Raw genomic sequence first — 25725 nt, 5'->3', positions numbered from 1 at the left:
AACACAAAATAAAATGTTTAGTAAACACTTAATCAAATGCTTAGCCTTTTTTTTATTTCCTGTAGCAACATTTGCACAGGTACAGAAGGCTTCTTTAAATTCCGCTGCAATAGCATGGCAGGTAAAACCGCAGGCAGAAGTTGGTGCAGATAGCCTTAGCATCCTGAAGCAGGGCTATACCGGCCAGGGCTGGGTAAATGCTGTGGTACCGGGCACGGTATTTAGTTCTTATGTGGCGGCAGGGCTGGAAAAAGACCCAAACTATGCCGACAACATACATAATGTAGACCGCGCTAAGTATGACCGCAGCTACTGGTACCGTACTGAGTTTACTGTACCGGCCGGTTTCAACAAAGAAATAATATGGCTTAATTTTGAAGGCATTAACCGTTGGGGCGATGTATACCTTAACGGTAAGAGGCTGGCTACCCTCAAGGGGATGATGCAGCGCGGCACTTTCGATATTACCAAACTGGTAAACCGCAACGGCAAGAATGTACTGGCTGTTTTGGTAGGTGTACCGCAGCTTCCGCTCAATAATTACGGTAGCCCAACCTATGTGGCAAGCGCCAGTTGGGACTGGATTCCGTATGTTCCGGGGCTTAACTCCGGCATTGTAGACGATGTATACCTGAGCAATACCGGCAAAATAGTAATGGAAGATCCGTGGATTCGCACCAACCTCCCCACTAACGCCCGTGCCGACATTGAAATTAAGGTAGACGTGAAGAACGTTTCGGCACAAAACCAGCAGGGCGAACTTATAGGTACCATAATGCCCGGTAATATTACCTTCAGTAAAAAGTTTGATGTAGAAGCCGGAAGGATAGCAACCGTTAGCCTTAGTAAAGAGCAGTACAGCAACCTGAGCATTCACAATCCGCGCCTGTGGTGGCCCAATGGCTATGGCGACCCCAACCTGTATACCTGCGAGTTTAAGCTTAAGATAGGCGATGAAGTTACTGATTTGAAGAAGGTAAGCTTTGGCATCCGCAAATACAGCTATGATACCGAAGGCGGTGTGCTGCACATTGCCATTAACGGTAGGCGCGTATTTCTTAAAGGTGGCAACTGGGGTATGAGTGAATACCTATTGCGTGCCCGCGGAGAGGAATATGACCTGAAAGTGCGCCTGCATAAAGAGATGAATTATAACGTGATACGCAACTGGCTGGGCAGTACTACCGATGAGGAGTTTTACCAGGCCTGCGATAAATACGGTATTTTAGTGTGGGATGACTTCTGGCTGAATGCCAACCCAACACTACCGGCAGACATCAACAATTTTAACGAGAATGCCGTTGAAAAGATTAGACGCTACCGCAACTACGCCTGTATTGCGCTGTGGTGTGGCAATAACGAGGGCGTTCCGCAACCGCCGTTAAACGGCTGGCTTGCCGAAAGCATTAAAACCTTTGATCATAACGACCGCCATTACCAGCCGTGTTCTAACACCGGTAACCTGAGTGGCAGTGGCCTTTGGGGCAATAAAGACCCAAGATGGTACTTTACCAAGTATCCGGCGGCTTATTTTGGTACCGGAGATGGCCCCGGATGGGGTTTGCGCAGCGAGATAGGTACAGCTGTTTTTCCTAATGTGGAGAGCCTTAAGAAATTCATCCCTGAAAAATACCTTTGGCCGCGCAATGAAATGTGGAACAAGCACTATTTTGGTACCAATGCGGGCAACGCTGCGCCTGATGATTATGACCGTAGCATAACCGAACGCTATGGCGCACCAACCGGCATTGAAGACTATACCAAAAAAGCGCAATTCCTGAATATTGAAACCAATAAGGCCATGTATGAAGGCTGGCTTGCCAATATGTGGGAAGACGCATCGGGAGTTATGATATGGATGAGCCAGAGCGCTTACCCCAGCATGGTGTGGCAAACCTATGACTATTATTATGACCTTACCGGGGCCTACTGGGGCGTAAAATCGGCCTGCGAGCCGTTGCACATTTTGTGGGACCCAACAAGCAATTCCGTTAAGGTAACCAATACCACAGCTACTGATTATAAAAACCTTCAGGCAGAAGCTGCGGTGTATAACATGGACGGTAAAGAGGTGACTAAATTCCGCCAAAATGCTACCATAGATTCGTATTCTGATACTTCTACCGAAAGCTTTGTAATACCGTTTTTCAGCAACCAGAAAGACCTGGCATATCAAAAGCCGGTTGTGGCATCATCAGGCGGAAATACCCAATTTATTAACGATGGTAACGACAGCAGCCGATGGTCTGCCGATAATTTAGACGGCGAATGGATTTATATTGACCTGCAAAGTGAACACATGGTAAACCGTGTATCGCTAAATTGGGAAAACGCTTACGCCAAAGAATACAAAATTCAGTTGAGCACCGATGCGCAAAACTGGACGGATGCCGTTACCGTAATGCAGGGCAAAACAGGCCCGGAGGCGCTTTCGTTTACCGAAACACGCGCACGCTACGTGCGCATGCAGGGCATTAAGCGCGGTACCGGCTGGGGGTATTCGCTGTTTGATTTTAAAGTGTATGGCGCTGATGCCGATACCAACGGCCTTACTGATGTGCACTTTATTAAGCTAAAGCTGAAAGATGCCTCAGGCTGGCTGGTAAGCGAAAACTTTTACTGGCGCGGGCTAAACATGAAAGATTTTACAGCGCTTAACAAGTTACCCAAATTAGCTGTTAAAACATCTGAAAAAATAACAAAACGTAACGGTAAGTATTATGTTTCGGTAAAAGTTAGCAGCCCTGATGGTGTGGCATTTGGCATACGCGTGCAGGCGCTTAACAGCAAAACCGGGGAGCAGATTTTACCGGGTATTGTGAGCAACAACTACTTTACGCTGTTTAAAGGCGAGAGCAGTGAGGTGCTCATAGAGTTTGATGAAACCCTGCTTAAAGCAGGAGAAAAGCCCGTTATAAAAGCAGAGCCTTATAATGCCCCCTAACCCCCAAAGGGGGAATTGCCACTCGTTCATAATCTGTGGAGACAAAAAACTGAATGATAATAATTTTTTAATTAAATCTGAGTGAAGCTCGCTCCCCTCTCCTTTGGAGAGGGGTTGGGGGTGAGGCCGATATATGAAAATTAAAACAATACTACTAGTACTTGCCGCTACCGGCGCCTTTGCACAGCAAAAGCTAACCGGTTATGTAAACCCGTTTATAGGTACGGGCGCGGCACAGGGTTCGCCGCTGTCGGGTAATAATTATCCGGGAGCCACAGTGCCGTTTGGTATGGTGCAGCTAAGCCCCGACACCCGTAATGTGCCCGACTGGAGCGTGGCGTGTGGCTATAATTATAACGATACCACCATTGCAGGCTTTAGCCATACCCACCTTAGCGGTACGGGTGTGGCCGAACTTTTTGATGTAATGCTCATGCCTTTTAGTGGTGCGCGCATACAGGCTGTACCGGGTGAAAACCCGTATCAAAGCCCCTTTAACCATAAGGATGAGGTTGCACACCCCGGCTATTACAGCGTGCTGCTGCAAAAGCACAACATTAAGGCTGAGCTTACAGCTACTACCCATGTGGGTTTCCATAAATATACCTTCCCGAAAGGGCAGGCCGCGCACGTGTTTTTTGACCTTGACCATTCCATGAAAAAATCAGACTGGAACACGCGCATTATTGCCTCGCAAATAACCTTCGTAAACGATCATACCATAGAAGGCTACCGTATTATTACAGGATGGGCGCCGATGCGAAAGGTGTATTTCCATGTGGAGTTTTCTCAGCCCATTGCCCACAATTTTGTGACGGATGGCGGTAACAGTTATGACAATGCCGTTGTTGTAAACGGAACGGCAATACGTGCTGTACTGGACTTTGATAATGCTACTGAACTGCTCGTTAAGGTTGGGCTTTCGGCGACGAGCATTGAGAATGCCAAAGCCAACCTACAGGCTGAAATCCCTGTATGGGATTTTAACGGTACGGTTGCTGCTGCCGACAAAACCTGGGAAACCGAGCTCTCTAAAATTAAGGTAGACGGTACCCCGCAGCAAAAAGAAATATTCTACACGGCTTTGTACCATACGTTTATACAGCCTAATATTATATCTGATGTAAACGGCGATTATGCTGCGCCCGATTTTACAGTACATAACTCGAAAGAGCCGTATTACTCTACCTTCTCGCTTTGGGATACCTACCGTGGTGCGCATCCGTTGTACACCCTTTTACAGCCGGAACGTTCGGCGTACTTTGCAAACAGTATGCTCAGGTATTATAAATCGTTTGGCTACCTGCCCATTTGGCAGCTGTGGGGGCAGGAAAATTACTGCATGATAGGCAACCACTCCATTCCCGTTATTGCAGATGCGGTGCTTAAGGGCATCCCCGGTATTGATGCCAACGCCGCTTTTGAAGCCGTAAAGCAATCGTCGTTGCGCGAGCACCCGGGCTCACCGTTTAAGATGTGGGAGCAGTTTGGCTATATCCCCGAGAATCTAAAATCGCAGTCGGTTTCCCTTACCCTTGAAATGGCTTATGACGATTATTGCGTGGCAATGCTTGCGCAGAAGCTTGGTAAGACGGAAGATTACAACCACTTTATAAAGCGCTCGCAATACTATAAAAACCTGTATGATGCCCAAATGGGTTTCTTCCGTGCAAAGGATGATAAAGGTCAGTGGATAGGCCCGTTTGACCCGCTTAAATATGGCGCTAACGGCGGCTATCCGTTTACCGAAGGCAACGGCTGGCAGTACTTTTGGTATGTGCCACATGATGTAAAAGGGCTTATAAACCTTGTAGGCGGCAATGCGGCTTTCGCTAAAAAGCTCGACACCTTTTTTACCCTTGAAGACAGGCCTGAGGAGGTTAACGATAATGCATCAGGGTTTATTGGGCAGTACGCTCACGGTAATGAACCCAGCCACCATATAGCCTATCTTTACAACTACGCCGGCCAGCCCTGGAAAACCCAGCAATACGTTTGGGAAATCCTCCATAAAATGTACAACACCACATCATCGGGCTATGCCGGTAATGATGATTGCGGAGAGCTTTCGGCGTGGTATGTGTTCAGTGCCATGGGCTTTTACCCGGTTAATCCCGCGGGCGGCGTGTATGATATTGGTACGCCAATCCTGAAAGAAGCCACCATACAAACACCATCGGGCGAGACCTTTACGGTTAAAGCAAAAAATGTTTCCGAAGCCAATAAATACATACAAAGCGCCACGCTAAATGGTAAGAAGTACACCAAAACCACCATCACGCAAAGCGACATAAACGCAGGCGGCGTACTGGAATTTACTATGGGGTCTAAACCCAATAAGAAGTGGGAATAAAATAGATTAGAATTTTAGAATATCAGATAATGAAAAAGAAAGTATTAGCCATAATTGCATTTGCGGCTACAGCATTCGGCTACAGCCAAAACAACCCGCTTGAGTTGTGGTACTCCAAACCGGCCTCGCAATGGGAAGAAACCCTGCCATTGGGCAACGGCCGCCTGGGCATGACGCCAGATAGCGGTATCAATACCGAAAAAGTGGTGCTGAACGACATTACACTATGGAGCGGCTCGCCACAGGATGCCAATAATTATGAAGCCAGTAAGTACCTGCCGCAGATAAGGCAGCTGTTACTTCAGGGTAAAAATAAAGAAGCCGAGGAACTCATCAACCAGAATTTTGTGTGTAAAGGCCCGGGCTCAGGCTCGGGAGATGGTGCTAACGTGCAGTTTGGCTGCTATCAGGTGCTGGGCAACCTTACCCTGAATTTTGATTATAAGCACGATATGCAGGTCAGCAATTACCGCCGCAGCCTCGACATCAGTACGGCTACTGCTACTGCCCGTTTTGATATGGGCGGCATTACCTACACACGCGAATACCTTACCAGCTTTGACGACGACGTGGCCATCATAAAACTTACGGCAAGTAAAAAAGGCGCGCTTAATTTTAGCGTAGGGTTAGACAGGCCGGAGTGTTTTGAAACCTATAACGAAGACAATTCCATTGCTATGAAAGGCCAGCTGAATAATGGTATTGATGGCAAGGGCATGCGTTATAAAGTGCGCGTAAGGGCTCAGCTTACGGATGGTAAACTTACCGGCGCTAACCGCGAGCTCCGCATTGAAGGTGCCACTGAAGTTATACTGTTTATTTCAGCAGGGACAGACTTTAAAGACCAGGATTTTGAAAAAACCGTAGACAAACTTCTGGCGAACGCCATGAAGAAGAAATTCGCCAAACAAAAAGAAAACCATATTAAGAACTTCCAAAAGCTGTTTAGCCGTGTGAGCGTTAACCTTGGCGGGAACACAAAGCAAAACCTGCCTACCAACGAGCGTCTTGATGCTTACATGAAAAACCCGGATGCCGATAATGCGCTTGCGGTATTGTTCTACCAGTACGGTCGTTACCTGGGTATTTGCAGCACGCGTGTAGGGCTGTTGCCACCCAACTTACAGGGGCTTTGGGCGCCACAGATTCAAACCCCTTGGAACGGCGACTACCACCTTGACGTAAACATACAAATGAACCTGTGGTCTATGGAAACCGCCAACCTGGGCGAACTGAATCTGCCGCTGGTTGACCTTATGGCGGGTATGGTGCCATACGGCGAAAAGACCGCAAAAGCCTACTACAATGCAGAAGGATGGGTGGCCCACGTAATTACCAACGTATGGGGCTTTACCGAGCCGGGCGAAAGTGCCTCATGGGGCATAGCCAAGGCAGGCAGCGGCTGGATGTGCAATAACCTGTGGCAACATTACCAGTATACTAACGACAAAAAATACCTCAAGGAAATATACCCCATAATAAAAGGGTCGGCGCAGTTTTACAACAGCATGCTCATGAAAGACCCTGAGAGCGGCTGGCTGGTAACATCGCCATCGGTATCGCCGGAAAATTCGTTTAAGATGCCCGATGGCAGCGGCGATGCCCACGTGTGCATGGGGCCTACTATTGACAACCAGATTGTACGCGAACTGTTTAATAATGTGATAACGGCTTCTGAAGTTTTAGGTGTGGATGCTACCCTGCGTGCCGAGCTTCAGCAAAAGCTGAAAGAACTACCGCCTCCGGGTGTTGTAGGTCTGGACGGGCGCGTTATGGAATGGTTGAAACCTTATGGCGAACCCGATCCGCAGCACAGGCACATTTCGCACCTGTACGGGCTGTATCCGGCATCGCTCATTACGCCTGAAGTCACTCCTGATTTGGCTGAAGCCGCCAAGAAAACCCTTGAGGTGCGTGGCGATGACGGCCCAAGCTGGTCTATTGCCTACAAGCAGTTGTTCTGGGCAAGGCTTAAAGATGGCAACCGTGCCTACAAGCTCCTGAAAACCATACTAAGACCTACACTGGCTACCGGAATAAATTATGGCGCTGGTGGCGGGGTGTACCCCAACCTGCTTTCTGCCGGGCCGCCGTTTCAGATAGACGGTAACTTTGGCGCTGCGGCAGGCATTGGCGAAATGTTTATACAAAGCCATGCCGGATTTATTGAACTGCTGCCAGCAATCCCAGATGCGTGGGCAACAGAAGGCACCATAAAAGGCCTTAAGGCACAGGGCGGCTTTACTGTAAACTTTGCCTGGAAAGATGGTAAGATAACCAGTTATGAAATACGCTCTGAAAAGAAACAGCCCGTTACCGTAAAAGTAAACGGCGAACTGAAACAACTAACCTCAAAACCTTTATAAACAATGCATAAATTCACAAAAGTGGCAACGGCTGTACTGGCCGCGCTGCCCTTATTGGCTACAGCCCAAAAGTTTGATAACCTGGCGCAAACCCCGCCCATGGGCTGGAACAGCTGGAATAAATTCCATTGTGATATAAACGAGCAGCTTATCCGCGAAACGGCCGACCAGATGGTGGCAACCGGTATGCGCGATGCTGGTTACGTGTACCTTAACCTTGACGATTGCTGGCAGGGGCAGCGCGATGCACAGGGCTTTATTCAGCCTGACCCGGTTAAATTCCCCAGCGGGATGAAGGCATTGGTAGATTATGTACACTCAAAGGGGCTGAAGTTTGGCATTTACAGCGATGCCGGTGCCAAAACCTGTGCGGGCTATGCGGGTAGCCGTGGCTACGAATACCAGGATGCACTGCAGTATGCCGCCTGGGGTGTGGATTACCTAAAGTATGATTGGTGCAACACGGGCGAGCTTAACGCCAAAGAAGCATATAAAACCATGCGCGATGCATTGTATGCAGCCAAAAGGCCGGTGCTGTTCAGTATGTGCGAATGGGGCAGCAACAAGCCGTGGGAATGGGCCGGTGATGTATCGCACATTTGGAGGACTACAGGTGATATACACAACTGTTTTGACTGCGAATCGCCAGCTACCTATGAGCACGGCGTAATGCAGAATTTCGACAAACAAAAGGAACTGCGCCGCTATGCAGGCCCCGGCCATTGGAATGACCCTGATATGCTTGAGGTAGGTAACGGTATGATGGTTGAAGAAGACCGCTCTCACTTTACAATGTGGTGCATGCTGGCTGCCCCGCTTATTGCCGGTAACGACCTTACTAACATGACTAAGGAGACCAAGGCGATATTAATGAATAAAGACATGATAGCCGTAGATCAGGATACACTGGGCGTACAGGGTTTTATGCACAGGTATGACAACGGACTGGAGTACTGGCTTAAGCCGCTTAGTGGCGACCGTTGGGCAGTGGTATTCCTTAACCGCAATATTGGCGAATACAAGCTTAGCCACAACTGGGCTGATGACAAGGTTATTAAAGACGAACTTTCTAAAACGGAAATAGATTTTAGTACTACCTACAACATTTACAACATTTGGCAGGGTAAAAACGAAGGTACTACGGCCAAAGCATACAAAGCCACGCTTGCAGGCCACGGTGTTGTGGCGCTGATACTGGAAAAGAAATAGTTCTTGTTTAAGTTATAGAAAAAACCGCGTAGGAAACTGCGCGGTTTTTTGTTACCATTTTTTTAATGAGGCAAGTATCTTGTTTTCAAACCAAAGCTTGTCCTGTAGAGTACCAAAACAGTCTTTTGGTATATAAATAAACTGTGTTTTTGAAACGTATAGCATGTAACAATGCTTCAGTTCAATATACTTTATAACCGTATGCAGTATTGTGCGACTCTCTGAGCCATCGTTTATGTAGCCTGTGATTTCACTTTCAGTCATTTCATAATACCTTGCAGCATACAGTATTGCATTTTCCTTATCATTTGCAAACCGCCAAATTCGGTATACAATAAGTACGGGATATAAAACAGCTATTACAATAAGAGGGGTTCCACCTTGAACATCAGGCGAAGAAACTATTGCTGCCCATATCCAAACAAGTACAAGCAGCCACCACCTTTTTTTAAGGTAAATAGATAGTAAGGCTTTAAGAAGGTTATTGGGTGTAAGGCTGAATTGCTTTGTAGTAACCATATGAGGATTTTAAGTGTGGCAAATATAAAAAAAATCCCCTCCTGTGCTGATAGGAGGGGATAAAGGTGTTAACACCAAACCAAACTTAAACCTTAGCGGCTTCTTCTTTTTTAAGCATATTGTTGTGCACTGTTACGCCCGAGTGGCTTTTTTCCTGGCCTAACACCTGCTGAAAGTTATCTTCAGCGGCGTTGTTTTTGCCAAGGCCAAAGTAGCCCAGCCCCTGCATGTACAGGCAGTGTATGCGGTTACGCTTGTCCAGGTCGTCTTCCCAAATCATAAGGTCAGGCAGCGATACGGCAAAGTAATCTATAGTAACGTGGTCGTTTATGTGCTTTTCGCCATAGGCGGCCAGCTTTTCAAAACGGGTATTTGCCTCATCAGGGCGGTTTAGCTTAAGCAGCGCAAGCCCCTGGTAGAAAATCTTATCCGGCTGCTGGTCGTTGTAGAAAATAGCGGCAGCGGGCTCACTAAGGCCTTCGCTGGCTTTTTGCCACCATTCGTTAGCCTGCTCGGTATTGCCTGCTTTATCATACGCCACGCCCAGCCAATAATGGATATCGTTTTCCTGTGTGCCGTGCAGTTTGCCTTCGCCCAGGTTATCAGGGTAGTACTGTGCCTGTGCCAGGTAGGTAATGGCAGTGTCATATTCGCCGTTTGCAATGGCTTCCTTGGCCATTTCGGTAAGGGCGGTTAGGTACTGGCCGGTAACCTTGCCTTCACCACCTTCCCATGGGTGGAAAATACGGTTTTGCAGCAGCGTAAATGCCTTTTGGTGCTTGCCCAACAGGTTGTACAGGGCAATCCTTTCAAGGTACACGTCATCACGCTGTATAACAAGCTCCAAATGCTTTTCAAGAAAAGCCAGGCGGTACACAAGGTCTTTGTTAAGGCGCTTGTACAGCTGGTCGAGTTCCATTAAAATGCGGGCATCCTGTGTATCTAATGCAAAGGCTTTTTCAAGGCTTGCAAGGGCTTTTTCAGGGTCGTTAAGCTTGTTGTAATAGGCCAGCGACAGGTTGCGGTGTACGGTAGGGTAGGTGTCATCTATTGAAACCGACTTCTCCCATGCGGCAATGGCATCGCTGTATTGGCGTGTGGCGTACCAAAAGTTACCCAGGTAATAATGTGCCTTGGCATCAGCCGGATTATTGGCTGTAGCCAATGTAAGTGCCTGCACAGCCTCAACCTGGTTAGGGAAACAGTATTCAGGGTTGGCAACTGCGGCTTTTTGCCAGGCTTCATTTGCTTTTGTTGTATCGCCTTTGCTGTTGTAGAAAGAGGCAAGGTAATAATACGCCAATGGATATTCGGCGCTTACGCTGATACCCAGTTCCAGCAGCTTGACGGCTTCATCATAAAAACCGGCAGCAGCATAATCAAGCGCATATTCAATGTAATTGTGTATGTTGTTGCGTAGCAATTCCTGTAGCGTTTGTAGGACTTTGTTATCATTGCTGATGAGGTATTTTTCAAACAGCACGCCATAATTAAAGTGGTCCTCAATTAAATGCACATCAGCCAGCATGATAGTTTTTTTCAAACCAAGCTTACGCGACAGCACAACCTGCAGGTGCAGTGCCTTGTGGTCTTGCGTGTTTTTAGAAATGGCTTTTTCCACGTGTGTAAGTGCTTCTATATAATCTCCGTTAAGGGCATCAAGCTGTGCCACATTAAAGTAAGCCTGGTTTTGCCATGCGGCGTTCCACGCTGATTTATAAAAATGGTCGTATGCCTCGCTGTTCTTGCCCTGAAACTTAAGGCTTAAGCCGAGGTTGTACAACGGTTCGCCATCATACGGGTTAGGATTGCGCTGGGTCATGGTTTTAACCGCCGCCCGGAAGTAGTGTTCCGCTTCGGCAAACTTGGCACGGCGCATCAGCCAAAGGCCCATGGCGTTGTTGCAACGCACGTCTCCCGGGTCGCGGCGCAGCGCTTCTTCATAATACGGAATAGGGCTGTAGGTAGCGTGGCGGTACTGCTCCAGGTGCTGTGCAGTAAGGAACAGCTGCTCTGCGTGCTCAATATCAGCCGGGGCAAGGGCAGGCTTGGCAGGCTCCGGAATTTCATTGGTGTTTTCACCTTCCCACTGCCAATCTACCAGTATATTGCCTTTTTCATCGGTTACCGAAATTGAAAGGCCTTCAAGGGCATCGCTTCCGGTAAAGTCGATTTCTTTTTCGTAAGATGTTTCAGGAGAAGCATCATATTGCTTTTTAAGCAGGATAAGGTCGCCATCCTTAACCGTAACGGTAGCGTTAGGGTAAACGCCTGTTGTGTAGGCTTTCACTACCAGCTTGCCGTCAATCTTCTCAAGGTTAACCATGGCATTTTTGGTAGCGTTTTTCACTATGCCAAGGTCTCGGTAGGGCATAAAGTACTGAACGAAATCCTTTTGTTCGCCCGGCATCAGCCATGAAAAATCCGGCTGGTTATCGGTATACACACCGCACATTAGTTCGATGTATGGCCCGTCTTCATCGGTAAGGTTACGGTCCCATGCCTGGCCGAAATCGCCGTGGCCCCAAGTCCACTGTTTTTTACCGGGTGAAACATGGTGGTTGGCCACGTGCAACAGGCCCCCTTTTGAGTCGTTTTCATAGCCGCCCACAAAGTTATACTTAGAGGTTATGGCCATGTATGATGTAGGAACCGGGATGTTTTTGTAACGCGAAATATCGGTGCCGGGAGAGTAATCTACTTTGTAATACGTGCCTTTTGCTATGGGGAACGACGATACATCGCGTTTACCGTGGTCGAACACCGCATTTACATCGGGCGGGAAAACCGACTGGTAATTGTCGTTAACCTTAACGGCTGGGTTGGCCCACCACAGGAATGTTTGCGGGAACGGTGTGCGGTTGTACAGCTTGGCCTTTATTTCAAGGTATGATTTATCAGGGTGCAGGGTAAAGCCCGCCATACCCTTAGTGCGGAACATACGCTCCAGCTCACTACACCAAATGGTGGCGCTGCCGTCAGGGTATTCTTCAATAGTAAAATCTACCGGGTCAAATGTGCTGGGGCGGTGGTGCTGCGGCCAGTTGAACTCAATACCGCCGCTTATCCACGGGCCGGTAAGCCCCACAAGTGCGGGCTTTACTACCTGGTTGTAGTATACAAAGTGGCGCTGCTTAGTTTTGTCATATGCCATGTGCACGCGGCCGCCAAGTTCAGGCAATATCATGATTTTTACAAAGTCGTTTTCAAGAAAAACGGCGTTGTAAGCTTTGTCGGTTTTTTCATCGGCAATCTTCTCAATTACAGGATATGGGTATACCGAACCTGAGCTGCCCTGGTACACGCGCTTCTCGATAAACACCGGGTTCTTTTCAGGTTTGCCTACCTCATATGTGGGAAGGATAACGGTTTCCTTCCAAACATTTACTTTTTTCATAACAGGGAATTTTATTTTTTAGAAGTGTTGTTTTTTCCGGAAAGCAGCTCTTCTTCAATCTGCTCAAGCGATTTGTTTTTGGTTTCGGGTAGTTTGGCCCATACAAAAAGGAAGCCCAGTGCGCAGATTACGCCATATATCCAGAAGGTGCCATAGGTGCCCAGGCTTTCGTTAAGGAAAGGGAAGGTTTGCACCAAAAGGGCCGAGGCTATCCATAAGGCAAAAGTGGAAATAGACATGGCAAGGCCACGGATTCGGTTAGGGAAAATTTCCGACAGGATAACCCAAACAATAGGTGCCAGCGACATGGCGTAAATAGCTATGGCAAGCAGTACCAGAATCATAAGTGGCATGCCGGTTACGTTTGTGTAATACAGGTAACCCATTACAGCATAAATGATTGCAAGTCCGCCCGAGCCTAAAAGCATGAGTTTTTTGCGTCCAAGTCTGTCTACCGTGCCCATGGCTACTATGGTGAATACCAGGTTGATGCTGCCGGTAATAACGATGTTCATAAAGAGGTCGTTAATGCCATAACCCGCCGATACAAATATTTCCTGAGCGTAGTTAAAGATGATGTTGATGCCGCACCATTGCTGGAAGGCTGCTAAAACTATACCGATAAGTAGTATGCCTAATGTACGCTTGTCAAACAGCGTTTTAAGGCTTGTACTATGGGTTTCGTCTTCAAAGGTTTCTTTGATTTCGCTAATGGCTGCTGAGGTGTATTCTGCACCGCCTATTTTGGTAAGGATAGCACCGGCTTTATCGTACTTGCCTTTTTTTGCAAGGTAACGTGGGCTTTCGGGTATCAGGAACATCAGTACAAAAAACAACACAGCCGGGAATAATCCTGCCCAAAACATCCAGCGCCAGCCGGTTTGGCCGTTCCATGATGCAAGTATCTGGGCTTGAGTAAAGCCGTCAGGTATCTCTTCTGTAATAAGCATATTAGTAATTTGTGCCCCAAGGATACCTAAAACCACTGTTAATTGGTTGATAGACACAAATAAACCACGGTATTTAGGCGGGGCGATCTCTGCAATATATAGCGGCGAAATGGTACTGGCAATGCCAATGCCCACACCACCTATTATACGCCATGCAATAAAGCCATTGAAGGTTTCTACAAGGCCGGTGCCCAATGCACAAAGACTAAATAATATGGCGGCTATGATTAGCAACGGTTTGCGCCCGTAACTATCAGCCAGACGGCCTGCAACAGCAGCTCCACCCACACAGCCCACAAGGGCGCTACTCATAGCCCAACCCTGCAATGCGGGCGACTTGGTTATACCAAAATAGACTTCATAAAAGGGTTTTGCGCCTCCAATTACTACCCAGTCATACCCAAAAAGCAAACCGCCGAGGGCTGCTACAAGGCTGATAGACAGTAAGAAAGCGTAGTTGTAATTTTTCATACCAATATTTTTATCACTTTTTGGTAAAATTACACCCCTACAACCTTTTCGCTATGGACATTGTTTTTACATACATGGACAATAATATGGTTTTAATATAACTTTGTCAAAATTCCGAAAACGGTTGCGTTAATGACGGTATTCATTACGGTATTGCAGGGGAGGAGTGCTCATGATTTTTTTGAACAAACGTGAGAAATACAACGGGTCGTTAAAGCCCAGGGCAAAGCTGATTTCTTTTACGCTCATGGTGGTAAAGCTCAGGTATTGGCAGGCTTTCTGAATTTTTAGATAATTGAAGTAATGTATGGGCGAATACCCCGTGCGCTTCTTGAATAGCGTAAAGAAATGCGACGGCGAGTAACTGAAATTTCCCGCTACATCGTCTATCTTCAATGGGGAGTCGAGGTGTTTCTTCATGTATTCAATAGCGGCTTCAACAGTATTATTCTCTGACAGCTGTTTACCCACCTCTGTAAAGAACCGGTCGTACAAAAAGGCATTAAGCAGTTGTGTGAGCGACAGGTTAACAAACTCCAGGTTGGCCTCGCTGTAGCCGCTTTCCAGTACACCTATAAGGCTTTCAAACAGGCTCAGGCGGCGCTCTTCAAGCGAGAGCAGTGGGGCGCTTTCGGCAAACCGGGAACTGAATTTATCATAAAAATGAACGGCCTGCGCACCGGTAAAGTGCACCCAGTAAATGCTCCAGGGGTTGGTTTCGAGTGCATAATAGGAGTGCGGCACCCCCGGTGGTATTATATAATAGGTGTTGGCTTTAAGCGTTACCACGCTACCGCCCACCTCAATAATACCCTCACCTTTGTAGCAGTATATTAATATGTGCTGCTTGCTGCCATTCTTGCGGCGCACCTCATGATGGCTGGCGTGCGGAAAGAACCCAATATCAGTAAAATACAGCGGCGCTATAAGTGGGTTCTTTTTAATGCCCTGGGTAATGTTTTTGGGCAAAACAATCATGCGTTGGCCCAAAAAGCCCTGTTTTATGGAGGTATCCATTTCTTTGGATTGAAAGATTTAAAAATTTAATGATTGAAAGGTCCGTGTCATCCGTGTTTCTACATCAAATATCGGAATTTAATCCATATTTTTAAAACGAAAGTCCATTTTGCCTATAAAAATCAAAAGTATTTTTGAATTTACTAAAACGATTGAAGGAGCACAAGCTTCTAAGCCTCTGAGCTACTTAGCTTCTTAGCTTTAAGAAGTGCTGAAGTTTAGCTAAGTAGCTCAGGGGCTTAGAGGCTCAGTAGCTATCTCAATGACAACATCAGAATACATAGCCCATCATAACGGCAAGGCGGTGTTTGAGTTCCGCCTCACAAATATACACGGCAATTATGTTGAGCTTACCAATTATGGTGCCATAGTAAAATCCATAGTAGTGCCCGATAAGTATGGCGATAAAGCCAATGTGGTGCTGGGATATCCTACCTTTAAAGGCTATTTTTTTGATAAATGCTATATAGGTGTTACCGTGGGCCCATTTGCCAACCGCATTGCTAATGCCTGTTTTGAGGTTGACGGCCAGGTGTTTAACCTCGACAGGAACGATGGTCCCAGCAATAACAACCACAGCGGCAGCGCGGGCTGGCACAACAAGGTGTGGGGCTTTACTGCGGCTGATGATGCCGTAACTTTTACGCTGCGCAGTACCGATGGCGATGGTGGTTTTCCCGGGAATATTGAGGCTAAAACCACGTATCGTTGGACAGATGATAACCAGCTTTTGATTGATTATCATGTGGTTACTGATAAGCCCACGCATGTTAACCTCACAAATCATTCCTACTTCAACCTTTCGGGCTGTGCCGAAACCATCCACAACCATAAGCTGGTCATAAGGGCGGAGCAAATGCTGGAAAGCACGCCTCATTACATCCCCACAGGGCAAATACTACCTGTTGGCAATCAAGGTTTTAACGGTACTGCCATGGCTGAGGTTATGAACGGTGGCGGGCTGAATAACTACTATATTTTTGATAATCAGTTGCTTGAAAATGAGCCGCTTTGCACACTGTGGCATGAATGCTCTGGCCGCGTTATGGAAACCTACACCACCTATCCCGGTGTGCAGCTGTACACCGGCGATTACCTTGGTGGCGACTGCAATTCGGCGCACGGCAGCCCCTACAAGCCGTTTGACGGGCTTTGCCTGGAGTGCCAGTTTTACCCGGATAGCCCTAACCACGGGCATTTCCCGAGTACTTTGCTAAGGCCGGGGCAGGAGTACAGGCACTCTATTACATATAAATTTGATGTTTTATTTTAAATTTTGAATTATAAATTTTTTGAAGACGCTGTGCTTGGCATTTAAAATTTATAATTCAAAATTTAAAATAATTATATGATGATTTTCGACCCAGTAAAATCTTACATTTTAACAATATTTTAACGCTAATTTTTCACTTTCGGAGTTTGAAATTCAGTTTTTGTGTAAGATGGTACTGATTTCCTTATTAAATGTCAATTTATGGACTATAGTGCTATTTTGTATCATGCATATACTTTTGTCTAATTGCTAAAGTTACCCTCCGCCTTTTAGATGTTTTTTAAACGCAAGGTTCACAAAGCCGTCAAAGTTTTGTTTGCCATTATAGGAACAAGATTTACTGGCCTCCAGGACTAAAAACAAGAGTGTCCGGAAGATCATATTTTCTATTCATGAACCCCGTAGGGGTGGCATATTTATAGAAACATTGGTGGTATAGTTGCCAGAGCTCCGTAGGAGCGGCATATAAGCAACATCTATATGCCGTCCCTACGGGACTCAAATTCGTTTCGTATTACGTTATGATATAAATATGCCGCTCCTCCGGAGCTTTGAGGTTGTATCCCTTTTATACTTGTATCTGTGTGAATCTGTGAAATTTGTGGCGAACCTCTATCGGGTGTAAAAGAAATCATTTTGGTTTCAACCGTTAAATCATCCACATTCCATAGTAACCTCAAAATCTTTGTGAATCTTCGCGCCTGCTTTGCGCATCTTCGCGAAACTGCCATCTGAAAAAGTTTCATTTCGAAGCAAAAGGAATCATCATCAAAACACACTCCTTATTAAGTATTGTGCAAATTTTACTGCCAATAATCGCATTATCAAAAAAATAAATCCGCTTAAATTTTCAAAAAATTTAACCAACCCTTTTTTTATAAAGAAATTGTTGTATTATTGTAGAATAGAATAGTATAATAAAAAATACTGTTTTTATGGGTTAAGCCGGCACATTCACAGTTTGCATTTCAATCGTTATCGTCTTATTACACAGTTGGGTAGCTTGCAAATAAGGCGGCAATTGTAACGAATAGTATAAACCAATAAAACACAAAACATCTATGAAAAATATAAAGCAGTCGGTAGCGACGTTGCTCTTTATTCTTTCAGGCAATGGGGCTGCGCTCCTCGCGCAGCAGCTAATACCGGTAAATACCAAAACCAATGCGGTGGTATTTGAGGTAAACAACAACAAAGAGGTAAACACCATATACCTTGGCCAGAAACTGGCAAACGAATCTGATTATAAAAACGTGGCAGGGCAATACCGCCAGGGCACTGATTATACCGGTATTTACAATTCGGCCTATACACCTTCGGGTTCTAAAAACCTGTTAGAGCCTGCCATTGCGGTGCGCCATGCCGATGGTAACCTGTCGCTAAGCCTTCAGTATGTTTCGCATAAAACCACAACCATAAGTGCAGGGGTTTCGCAAACCGAAATAGTGCTTAAAGACCCTGTATATCCTGTAGAAGTGCACCTGTTTATCAAGTCGTTTTTCGATACCGATGTAATAGAGCAGTGGGCCACCATACAGCACCAGGAAAAAGGCAGCATTACACTAAACAAGTATGCATCGGCCAACCTGTACCTTAAAGGTAATAACGATTTTTACCTGTACCAGCACCAGGGCGACTGGGCGCGCGAAATGAACCCAGAAGAAACCCGTCTTACACACGGCATCAAGGTGCTGGATTCTAAGCTGGGTACCCGCACCAACCTGTTTCAGCCTACCGTATTTATGGTGTCGCTCGAAAAACCGTCTACCGAAGACGAGGGCAAGGTGCTTATGGGCGGCATAGAGTGGGCCGGTAACTTCCGCAATGAGTTTGAGGTAGATGCCCTAAACAACCTGCGCATTATCTCGGGCATAAACAACGCTGCGGCGGCCTATACGCTTAAAAAGGGCGAGGTATTTACTACCCCTAAATTTTGGTATACGCTATCGCAAACGGGCAAGGGCACGGCCAGCCGCAACGTGCACAACTGGGCGCGCGACCATAAAATTCTTGATGGGCGCGGCGACCGTATGACGCTGCTAAACAACTGGGAGGCAACCTATTTTGATTTTGACGAAGCCAAGCTGAAAACGCTTATTGCCGATACTAAAAAACTGGGTGTAGATATGTTTTTGCTGGATGACGGATGGTTTGGCAACACTCACCCGCGCAACGGCGATAATGCTGCACTGGGCGACTGGGATGCCAATAAGAAGAAGCTGCCTAACGGCGTAGCTTCGCTCGTACAAACAGCAAAAGATAACGATGTTAAGTTTGGTATATGGCTGGAGCCCGAAATGGTTAACCCAAAAAGTGACCTGTATAAAAACCACCCGGATTGGGTACTGAAAGAAGATAAAAGGCCGGAATATTACTTCCGCAACCAGCTGGTGCTCGACCTTGCAAACCCTAAAGTGCAGGATTTTGTTTTTGGCGTGGTAGACGGCCTGTTTACCAAAAACCCGGAACTGGCCTATATTAAGTGGGACTGTAACGCTGTGATTTACAACGCGCATTCGGCATACCTTAAAGAAAACCAGGGCAACCTGTATACGGATTATGTAAAAGGGCTATACAAAGTGCTGGAGCGCATAAGGGCCAAGTACCCTAAAGTGCCTATTATGTTGTGCTCAGGCGGCAGCGGCAGGGTAGATTATGGCACCCTTGAGTATTTTACCGAGTTCTGGGCCAGCGATAATACCGACCCGTTTGAAAGGATTTTCATTCAGTGGGAATACAGCCACTATTATCCGGCACTGGCTGTGGCAAACCATGTGACAGACTGGGGCAAGCAGCCGCTTAAATACCGTACCGATGTAGCCATGATGGGCCGTATGGGCTTTGATATTGTGGTAAGCCACCTTAACGAAGATGACCTTACCTTTGCACAGGAAGCCATTAAAAACTATGATGCGCTGCGCAACACCATCTGGCAGGGCAACCAGTACCGCCTGCAAAGCCCTTATGGTAACGATGCCATGAGCGTGTCTTATGTAAACAACCAAAAAACTGAGGGTGTGGTGTTTACCTACCTGGTAAGCAACCGTTATGAGGCCGGTACGCACAACCCGCTTAAGCTTAAGGGGCTTGATGCCAATGCTAACTACAAGGTTGAGGAAATTAACGTATATCCGGGCAAGCAGGCCACGGTAGAAACAGCTACTTACAGTGGCGATTTCCTAATGAAAGTGGGGGTAAACCCCAAAGTATCGGCCCACCATACCAGCGTGGTTTTAAAACTAACAAAGGCATAGGGTAGTATACGTTAATAAAGTATATTTGTAACTCTTTTAACAAAATAACAGGACACTGTTTAAGTACATAAATGTATGAAGGAAATCATAAGCCAGATCAAAAGCCTTGAATCTGTAAATTCCCTCTCAAAGCATGAGCAGTTAGTGCAGGGCATTATCAATGCCATAGACGAGAAAGTGGTGGTAAAGGGCGACCTTTTGCCATCGGTCAATACCATAATTGGCGAGCTGGGCTTTGCCCGCGAAACCATTGCCAAGGCCTACAAAGACCTTGTGCACCGCGGTATTATAGAAAGCAAAAACCGCCTGGGCTACTTTGTGGCCACTAATGATGTGCACCAGGAGCTTAAGGTGGCGCTTATTATTTATGCGTTTGATATTTTCCAGGAAACGTTTTATGAAAACTTCCGCCGTGGGCTGGGGGCTAACGTGCACCTTGATATATTCTTTCACCACAATAACTTCGATACGCTCGAGCATACCATACAAACCGTAAAAGGCAAGTATGGCATGTATGTAATAGCCCCCATTCCGGGGGTTAAAACGGCTGATTTGCTAAAAGTGCTGCCGTCTAACCGCGTACTGCTGGTAGACCGCCACCTTGATACTGACGAAGATTATAACTATGTGGTGCAGGAGTTTGGCGATTCATCTTACCAGGCATTTGCAAAACTGGCCGATAAGATTAAGAAGTACAACGAGATTGTGTTTTTCTTTAAGCCTTCATCGGCAGAGCCAAACGAGATTTTAAATTCGTTTAAGCGCTTTATGGAAGATTACAGCATAAAAGGCGTAATCAAGCAGGAATATGAACCCGGCTCGCTCGAAAAAGGCAAGGTGTATTTTACCATACACAATCTTGAGCTTTGGGAAATGCTTAAAGATACCAAGCTTAAAGGCTTTAAAATAGGCCAGGACATAGGCTTTATATCGCATAACGACGATATTGTGAAGGAAATCATTTTTGACGGCGTAACCACCTTTAGTACAGATTTTGCCAAGATGGGCAAACGCGCAGCCGAGTTTGTGCTAAACCGCGAAAAAACGCAGGAGGTTATACCCACCGTTTTAATTGAAAGGAATTCGCTGTAGGGGCCATGGGCATTGCTACTATTATCAGTTTTTTGCTGTTTACGGGGCTTGTGGCTGTGGTGTCTTATCTTAAAACACGCCGCAGGCTGCAGCACACTACAGAAGCCCACTTTTTTGCTGGGCGCAAAAACAACTTCTGGATTGTGGGTGGTGCATTGCTGCTCAGCAACATAAGCGCCAACCAGTTTATAGGCGAAAACGAATCTATTTACATTAATAACATGAGCGTGATAGCATGGGGGGTAGCCTCCGTGCTTGCCATGCTTATTGTAGCTGAGTACTTCCTGCCCATATACATGCGCACGGGCGCCATGACCATACCTGACTTTTTAGGCAAGCGCTATGACAATGATACCCGCCGCCTCGTGAGCTTTGTGTTTCTGGCGAGTTACCTGGTCAACCTGCTGCCATCTGTACTGTATGGGGGCGCTGTAGCCTTTACAGGGATGTTCAACTTCCTGGAGCCGCTGCATTTAACCTATTGGCAGAATATATGGGTAATGGTGTGGGTAATAGGTATTGTTGGTACGCTTTATTCGGTATTAGGGGGGCTTAGGGCCATAGCCATATCAGACAGCCTGCTGAGCCTTGGGCTTGTGGCTGTGGGGGTATTGGTGCCCTACTACGGGTTTAAATACCTGGGCAATGGAAGCTGGCAGGTCGGTTTACAGCAGGTGCTTACCATAAAAACAGAACACCTTAACTCTATTGGCGGGCCGGGCGATGAAGTGCCGTTTGACACCATTTTTACAGGCATGTTTATCATAAACCTGTACTATTGGGGCATGGAGCAGTTTATTGTGCAGCAGGCGTTATCAGCTAAAAGCCTAAAAGACAGCCAGAAGGGTATGGCCCTTGCCTGTGTGGGCAAGCTGTTGTGCCCGTTCCTTATCAACCTGCCGGGTTTAATAGGCATACACCTGTATGAAACCCTGCCCAATACGGCAGAGGTTTTTCCGCGGTTGGTAAAAGATACGCTCCCCGCCCTTATAAACGGGATTACAGCAGCTGTGGTGCTGGGTGCAGCCATAACTACCTTTAATGCAGGGCTTAATAGCAGCAGCACGCTTTTTACACTAAACATTTACAAGCCGCGCGCAGAGCGCAAAGGCAAACAATTAACCGATAAACAGCTCTTAACCGTAGGCAAGCGCTTTGAAATTACCATAGCCGTTGTGGCCATGCTGGGTGCGCCGTTTATCATCTTCTCGCAAAGTGGGTTTTATACCTATTTACAGCAGCTTTCGGGCATGTTTAGTGTGCCGGTGTTTACCATAGTGCTTATAGGCTTTTTTACTAAAAAAGTACCGCCTGTGGCAGCCAAGGCCGGTATTTTGTTTTTTATAGCATCATACTTTGTGTGTAATTATATTTTAGATATTAAAATACATTACCTGCACATGCTGGCCATACTGTTTTTACTCACATCGGTATGTATGTTTGTGGTGTCGTGGTTTGCTCCAACGTTTACGTATGACGAAATTAAACTGCAAATGGTACCCCTTGAACCCTGGAAAAACCGCGGTTGGGCCTATGCTTTACTGCTTATAGGCATGCTTGCCGTTTTTGTGCTATTTAGCAGGTGGGGAGTGGCTTAGTGTTAAATTTTGAGCATTTCTGTATTATATTACTTCTTAAATATCAATCCGAAAAAATTAGCGTAAAAAAATCTTAAAAATCCTAAATGATAAATTTGGAGGTAAGGGAAATATTTGTATGTTTGTACTCAATAGAATAGTATAGTATAATACAAAACCCAACACTTGCAAACTGTTATGCGCTATTTGAAACTAAACCCTATTAAAAATTTAATTAACCCTTTAAACATTTATTAACCAAATCACAAAACACTTATGAAAAATGTAATACGATATTTATGTTTTTTAATTACACTTTGTGCTGGTACAGCGTGGGCGCAAAACGTTACAGGTACTGTGACTGATGCACAAAGCCTGCCCGTGCCCGGTGCCACCATACTGGTAAAAGGCACGCAAACCACTGCGGTTACTGATATAGACGGTAACTACAGTATTGCCGCACCTGCCGGTACCACACTACAGGTTTCTTTTATGGGCTACATTACGCAATCGATTGAGGTTGGCCCAAACACAACTGTGGCAAATGTTACCCTTGTAGAAGACAGCCAGGAGCTTGACGAAATTGTGGTGGTAGGTGCCGTGGTAAAACGTGGCGACATAACCGGTGCAACTTCAAGCCTTAGTGGCGAAAAGCTGAAGGAAATACCTACACCTAACGTGGTTAGCGCCATGCAGGGCCGTATGGCGGGTGTTTACATTCAGCAAAATGCCAACCCGGCCGGTAGCGCCTCTATCAAAATCAGGGGTACAAACTCTATTACAGCAGGCGCCAACCCTATTTTTGTGGTAGACGGCCTTATTATGGAAGGTAACTTTGAAAACATTAACCCTAACGATATTGCCAGCATAGACGTGCTTAAAGATGCTTCTGCTACAGCAATATACGGTTCGCGCGGTGCAAACGGTGTGGTTGTAATTACCACTAAAAAAGGTTCGCGCAGCGGCGAGGGCAGGGTAGAATATGATACCTGGGTAGGTATATCTGAATTTACCAAGCAAATCCCGCTTATGAATGCCCAGCAATTGTTTGACCTTAGGGTAGATGCTTTTGCAAACCGCTACATTCAGGAAAACCCGGGTGCAGACCGCCAGGCTTACATTAACCAGATAACGGCTGACGGTTCTACTGTTTTTGCACAGTATGAGCTTGATACCTACAGGAGTGGCAACAGCTACAAGTGGCTTGACGAAGTGGTGCGCACCGGTGTGCAAACCAACCACAACATTGCGTTTAGCGGTGGTGGCGAAAAAGGCAGCTACTATGCCAGCTTTAACTATGTAGATAACGAGGGACTTCTTAAAAACTCTGATTTTAAAAGGTATAATGCCAAGGTTAACCTTGTGCAGGATGTTAAGCCATGGTTGCAAATAGGTAGTAACACCACGTTTTCTCACAGTGCATCAAGCTACCAGGAGGGCAGCGCCTTTGGCGTAGCACTTGGCGGTAACCCGCTATTGCCTATAAACGGAGACGATGTTTACCTGCGTTACGGCGAAGCGCCAGACCAAAACCTGTACAACCCTATAAAGAGCCTTACCATTAAAAACGACAGTAAGCGCAACAGGTTAACAAGCAGCAATTATGTAAACATTAAGCCAATAGCCGGCCTGAACATCAGGTCTACGTTTAATGCTGATATAACAGAGCAGAAAAACTTTGACTATACCCCAATGGGCACAGGCCAGTCTTTAAGGAACAGTATGGATGGCGAAGCACACCACTGGAGGTACAGCGAACTTAACTATCAGTGGGATAACACCATTAGCTACAATAAGGTATTTGCCGACAGGCATGATGTAAGCCTTCTTTTAGGTTCTACCCTTATGAAAAACTACAACGACTATACTGATGTAAGGGCGCGTGGTTTTGCCAGCGACGACTTTAACTACCAGTACCTTAACGGGGCTTCTCAAAGGGAAAACTTCCAGCTGGGTTCTGATTTTGTTACACAAACCATGCTTTCATACTTTGCCCGTGCTAACTATACATTAGATGGCAAGTATTCAATTACCGGTACCATCCGCCGAGACGGTTCATCTAAATTTGGCCCTAACAACAAGTGGGGTACATTCCCATCGGTTTCGGCAAGCTGGGATATTGCTAAGGAAGATTTCCTTGCAGAATCTCAAAAAATCAACCAGCTTAAGCTGCGTGCAGGCTATGGTGTTGTGGGTAACCAGAACATACCAAACTACGGCTACCTTACACTATACCGCCCAACGGTTTCTAACGGCCAGGTAATTTACCAGAATGGCGGCCTTATGGGTAACCCTGACATTAGGTGGGAAAAGCAAAAGCAGTTTAACGTAGGCCTTGATGCTGCATTCTTTAACAACAGGCTATCGGTTAGTGCCAACTACTTTAATATAGATAACGAAGACCTTTTACTATCGCGCAACATTTCTCCGTCACTTGGTTTCTCAAGGATGATAGAAAACGTAGCAGCGCTAAACAACAAGGGTATAGAATTTACGGTAAACGCCAACATCATTGATAACGAAGATTTCCGTTGGGATGTATCGGCAAACATATCTTCTGCAAAAAACAAAATTACCAAGCTTTCGGGCGATAACTCACCCATCTACTCATTTGGCGGCTTTACAGGCACTGAAATTCAGCGTACCGGCAACCTTATTGTGGGCCAGAGCGTTAACTCAATCTATGTGTTTGAATATGACGGTATAGCACAGGAAGGTGAAGACCTTAGCGGTATAGACTACGGCGGGCGCACAGTGTCTCCGGGCGACATAAAAATCAAAGACCGCAACGGCGACGGTGTTATTAACGACAGCGACCGTTATGTGGTGGGCAACGTAGACCCTGATTATTTTGGTGGTTTCTCAACTGATTTTAACTACAAAGGATTTGGCCTTAATGCCGTGTTTGCCTATTCAATTGGCGGCCGCAGGACAAGCTGGATTTATGAAAGCTACATGGGCAGCGGCGGTATGAGCGCAGCACACACTGACCTGCTTAACCGCTGGACCCCGGATAATACCGATACTGATATACCAAGGGCTTACAACGGTGGCGGCAGGTTTAGCCTGGGCGAAACAGACCACGCTATACAAAACGCATCGTTCTTAAGGCTTAATACCCTTACACTGTCTTACTCATTGCCAAATGATGTTGCAGAGAAAATTTACCTGAAAGGTGTTAAAGTATATGTTACAGGCTCTAACCTGTTTACTGCTACCAAGTACAAAGGGTATGACCCTGAAGGTGGCGACTCTTACCCTATGTCGAGAATGTTTGTAACGGGTGTAAATATTTCTTTCTAA

13 protein-coding genes are annotated in these 25725 nt (G+C 46.3%); 9 read left to right on the top strand and 4 right to left on the bottom strand.

Annotated features, from left to right (window positions below):
- Positions 1-13 precede the first annotated feature (13 nt).
- From AM279_RS07215 to AM279_RS07200, 4 genes are all read left to right on the top strand, one after another.
- Positions 14-2944 (top strand): discoidin domain-containing protein, encoded by a 2931-nt coding sequence (locus AM279_RS07215; RefSeq protein ID WP_054407122.1) that lies wholly within the window; start codon positions 14-16, stop codon positions 2942-2944.
- Positions 2945-3077: 133 nt separating this feature from the next.
- On the top strand, positions 3078-5297 hold the full coding sequence (locus AM279_RS07210) for a GH92 family glycosyl hydrolase (RefSeq protein ID WP_054407120.1): 2220 nt from the start codon (positions 3078-3080) through the stop codon (positions 5295-5297).
- Between the two features lie 29 nt (positions 5298-5326).
- Positions 5327-7663 (top strand): glycoside hydrolase family 95 protein, encoded by a 2337-nt coding sequence (locus AM279_RS07205; RefSeq protein ID WP_054407118.1) that lies wholly within the window; start codon positions 5327-5329, stop codon positions 7661-7663.
- Between the two features lie 3 nt (positions 7664-7666).
- The gene (locus tag AM279_RS07200) at positions 7667-8872 is read left to right on the top strand and encodes a glycoside hydrolase family 27 protein (RefSeq protein WP_054407116.1); all 1206 of its coding nucleotides are present in this window, start codon (positions 7667-7669) and stop codon (positions 8870-8872) included.
- Between the two features lie 51 nt (positions 8873-8923).
- On the opposite strand, the gene AM279_RS07195 is transcribed toward AM279_RS07200, so the two are convergent.
- From AM279_RS07195 to AM279_RS07180, 4 genes are all read right to left on the bottom strand, one after another.
- Positions 8924-9391 carry a YcxB family protein gene (locus AM279_RS07195; RefSeq protein ID WP_054407114.1) on the bottom strand — a complete coding sequence of 156 codons (468 nt, stop codon included), beginning with the start codon at positions 9389-9391 and terminating at the stop codon, positions 8924-8926.
- 85 nt (positions 9392-9476) lie between these two features.
- Entirely contained in the window at positions 9477-12788 is a 3312-nt protein-coding gene (locus AM279_RS07190) for a DUF5107 domain-containing protein (RefSeq protein WP_054407112.1), read from the bottom strand.
- A gap of 11 nt (positions 12789-12799) precedes the next feature.
- Positions 12800-14209 carry a sugar porter family MFS transporter gene (locus AM279_RS07185; RefSeq protein ID WP_054407110.1) on the bottom strand — a complete coding sequence of 470 codons (1410 nt, stop codon included), beginning with the start codon at positions 14207-14209 and terminating at the stop codon, positions 12800-12802.
- Between the two features lie 129 nt (positions 14210-14338).
- Positions 14339-15226: an AraC family transcriptional regulator gene (locus AM279_RS07180; protein ID WP_054407108.1), complete on the bottom strand. Its 888-nt coding sequence runs from the start codon at positions 15224-15226 to the stop codon at positions 14339-14341.
- A 262-nt stretch (positions 15227-15488) separates the two neighbouring features.
- Here AM279_RS07180 and AM279_RS07175 point away from each other — a divergent pair, with 262 nt between their 5' ends.
- The 5 genes from AM279_RS07175 to AM279_RS07150 all read left to right on the top strand — a co-directional run bounded on the left by AM279_RS07175 (position 15489) and on the right by AM279_RS07150 (position 25725).
- The gene (locus tag AM279_RS07175) at positions 15489-16499 is read left to right on the top strand and encodes an aldose epimerase family protein (protein ID WP_054407107.1); all 1011 of its coding nucleotides are present in this window, start codon (positions 15489-15491) and stop codon (positions 16497-16499) included.
- Positions 16500-17560: 1061 nt separating this feature from the next.
- Complete coding sequence (locus AM279_RS07165) at positions 17561-19753, top strand: alpha-galactosidase (RefSeq protein WP_054407103.1); 2193 nt, start codon at positions 17561-17563, stop codon at positions 19751-19753.
- Between the two features lie 75 nt (positions 19754-19828).
- Positions 19829-20845, top strand: coding sequence for a GntR family transcriptional regulator (locus tag AM279_RS07160; protein WP_054407101.1), 1017 nt, complete (start codon positions 19829-19831; stop codon positions 20843-20845).
- Between the two features lie 5 nt (positions 20846-20850).
- Positions 20851-22443 carry a solute:sodium symporter family transporter gene (locus tag AM279_RS07155; RefSeq protein WP_054407099.1) on the top strand — a complete coding sequence of 531 codons (1593 nt, stop codon included), beginning with the start codon at positions 20851-20853 and terminating at the stop codon, positions 22441-22443.
- Positions 22444-22698: 255 nt separating this feature from the next.
- Positions 22699-25725 (top strand): SusC/RagA family TonB-linked outer membrane protein, encoded by a 3027-nt coding sequence (locus tag AM279_RS07150; protein WP_054407098.1) that lies wholly within the window; start codon positions 22699-22701, stop codon positions 25723-25725.

The organism is Flavobacterium akiainvivens (assembly GCF_001278115.1).
In the GTDB taxonomy this organism is placed as follows: domain Bacteria; phylum Bacteroidota; class Bacteroidia; order Flavobacteriales; family Flavobacteriaceae; genus Flavobacterium; species Flavobacterium akiainvivens.
The sequence above is the reverse complement of the archived record's forward strand: the minus strand, read 5'-3'. Positions and strand labels throughout refer to the sequence as shown.